This window comes from Pseudoalteromonas sp. 0303 (genome assembly GCF_013349995.1).
GTDB lineage: Bacteria > Pseudomonadota > Gammaproteobacteria > Enterobacterales > Alteromonadaceae > Pseudoalteromonas.
In genome coordinates, this window is sequence record NZ_JABVXF010000124.1 from 1 (window position 1) to 539 (window position 539).

General features: G+C 50.5%; 1 protein-coding gene. It reads left to right on the forward strand.

Annotated elements, in window-relative coordinates; all coding sequences use genetic code 11:
* On the forward strand, nucleotides 1-539 hold a 539-nt coding region (locus HUS62_RS22420), incomplete at both ends, for a hypothetical protein (protein WP_175081203.1).

Consider the following 539-nt stretch of genomic DNA (forward strand, 5'->3'; position numbering starts at 1 on the left):
GGCGTGATTAATGGTAACGGTGAAAGCGCCGCCATGGTCGTGCGTGGGACGGTGAGCGATGTGGAAGACGGTCAAACCGTGACGGTGATCATCAGCGATGGCACAAACCAAGTTGAAACCACGGCACTTGTACAAAACGGCGAATACGTCACCGATCCGATTGATGCAAGCGCACTAAACGATGGCACACTCACTGCTTCCGCCAGCGTGTCTGATGTGGCTGGCAATCCAATTTCAGCACAAGATTCAGTCGAACTTGATAACACCGCAGTTATTACAACTAGTATTGATAAAACAACCGACGGCGTGATTAATGGTAATGGCGAAAGCGCCGCCATGGTTATACGCGGCACAGTGACTGACGTTGAAGACGGCCAAACTGTTACTGTTATTATCAGTGATGGCACAAACCAAGTTGAAACCACGGCACTTGTACAAAACGGCGAATACGTCACCGATCCAATTGATGCAAGCGCACTAAACGATGGCACACTCACTGCCACAGCTAGCGTATCCGATGTGGCAGGCAACCCGATTTC